Origin of the sequence: Chamaesiphon polymorphus CCALA 037 (assembly GCF_003003845.1) — a bacterium.
Taxonomy (GTDB): Bacteria; Cyanobacteriota; Cyanobacteriia; order Cyanobacteriales; family Chamaesiphonaceae; genus Chamaesiphon; species Chamaesiphon polymorphus.
In genome coordinates this window covers 1-2,171 of the sequence record NZ_PVWO01000729.1, presented here as the reverse complement: position 1 = coordinate 2,171, position 2,171 = coordinate 1, and the positions used below count along the sequence as shown (strand labels likewise).

The window sequence follows — 2,171 nt, the reverse complement described above, 5'->3', positions numbered from 1 at the left end:
CTTTCCAGTTGAGATTTATACTTGCCTTGGGCCACAATCTGATGACCCTCCCTGAAAATGAGCGAACCGTAAGTGATTAATTCAGCTTGGTTAAATTGCGCTTGCCAAGCATTAGCACTGTTATCTGTATTCTCTCTGCGACGCAGCCATTGAGCGATGTCTACTTGGAGACTCAGGGCGTCGAGATCGGCGGTGAGGGTTCCGGCTTGCCGATAACAGGCGATCGCGTGTTGATAATATGCCGCAGCGTGTAGACTACTCCCAGACGGCTGCATCGGACACGCTAACGGTTTGCTAGTAGGCGGTTGCAGTCGATCCGTCCGATCGCGCTCGCGAGATCCTAGATCGCGCAAAGTGTTACCCATACTGACTAAAATTGGCGATCGATCTTCTGCACTCAACGGTTGGGCAATTTCGATCGCCGTTGCTAGCGTCACTTGTGCTGCATCAAAATTTCCCAATATGCGCAACACATCGCCCAATTTCTCGATCGCCACAGCTTGCAAAACAGGCGGTAACTGCGTCTGACGGATGCCATATTTTGTTGGGATCTCAACATCACAGGCACCCGCACTGACGCCTACAGTCCCCGTCAATAGCTTACAAGCACGTCGATCCAGTCCCATCGCCATCAACGCTTGCGATCGATTGAGCTGGCTCCCTGCGACTCCCACCGGATCTCGTGCTAGGCGATAACCCGCCTCGGCGCGCTCCCACATCTGGATTGCCATGGGAAAATTACCGCGATCGTAAGCAATTTTACCCTGTTGGACTAATGCTGCGGGAGTAGCCGCACGAACATTGGTAACCCCACAAAAGATGTGAATTATGGCGATCGCGATCGCCATAAAAATGTATCCTAACCGTCTAGGGATAATACCCCCACCGGATAACAACGAAGAGATAATAGTCCGGTTTTTGGTCATCGATCGGATTGCACTACTGAATTAATTTTTACTGGGAAAGTATATCGAATTTTATAACCTTGTACCAGACTCGATATTTAAAATTTTCAACTCGTTAATTATGCTGGCATCAATTTTTGCTAAATGGACAATTGCCAATTACACTTGTACTGTGTGATTTTTTTACACAGTATCCAAAAGAGCGTACAGTAATATTACGGTAAAAGACAGATCGCGATCGCCCGATCGAGGAGACTCAAACTAGTGTCAAAGCATGTCATCTTGTGGACGAGCGCGATCGGTATGGTAATACCGATTGTCCGAGTGGTAAGTATCGCCGCCACCGCACCAGAAATAGCCGCCACAGCCAAAGCAGTCACCGTCAAGATCTCCGAGCCAGGAAGCCAAGGATCGGGGGTGATTCTCCAGCGTCAGGGCGATGTTTATACAGTACTCACCGCCGCTCACGTACTGAAGAATAAGAGTGCGACCTATACAATCTCGACTTCAGATGGCAATCAATACCCAATTGTCAGCCAGTCGATTCGAGCGGCGACGACAGATATCGATTTAGCCGTGGTCAAATTTCGCACGACGGGCAACTATCCTACAGCTAAATTAGGCAATAGCAATCTTTTAACCGAAGGGATGGATTTGTATGTCGCTGGATATCCCCTCGCAACAGCAGCAATTAATAAATCTGTATTCGTATTTCGGGAGGGAACAGTTTCAGCTAATAGTACTCAAACATTAGAAAAAGGGTATTCATTAATTTATAGCAACGATACATTGCCAGGAATGAGTGGTGGGGCGGTATTAAATCAAAATGGCGAAGTTGTCGCCATTCACGGTAGGGGCGATCGCGAACGCAATCCTAGCGGCGAATTCGGTAGGAAAACCGGATTTAATTTGGGCATTCCCATTAACCGTTTTGCCAGTATTGCAACTAATTTAGGTGTAAATTTACAGCAAAAAATAGCAACAATTACGCCAGATCGGTCGCTCAAAGCTGATGACTACTTTGCGCTCGCCAATCAAAAATACGACAAAGGTAACTATCGTGGAGCATTAGCCGATTACGATCGCGCGATCGCGCTCAAGCCTGACTATGCCAAAGCATACAGAGCCAGATCTACGGTAAAATCCAGCAAACTCAACGATAGTCGCGGCGCATTGGCAGATCTCGATCGAGCGATTCAACTCGCACCAACTGATGGAATAGCCTACTCACAGCGTGGTTTCATCAAGTCCGACGCACTCAATGAC

General features: G+C 47.9%; 1 protein-coding gene and 1 pseudogene. One reads left to right on the top strand and one right to left on the bottom strand.

The features are described 5' to 3' along the window. A pseudogene (locus tag C7B77_RS28745) lies at positions 1-926 on the bottom strand (hypothetical protein); the annotation flags it as partial. Positions 927-1,169: 243 nt separating this feature from the next. Here C7B77_RS28745 and C7B77_RS28740 point away from each other — a divergent pair. Next, on the top strand, positions 1,170-2,171 hold a 1,002-nt coding region (locus C7B77_RS28740; RefSeq protein WP_245894519.1), incomplete at its 3' end, for a tetratricopeptide repeat-containing S1 family peptidase.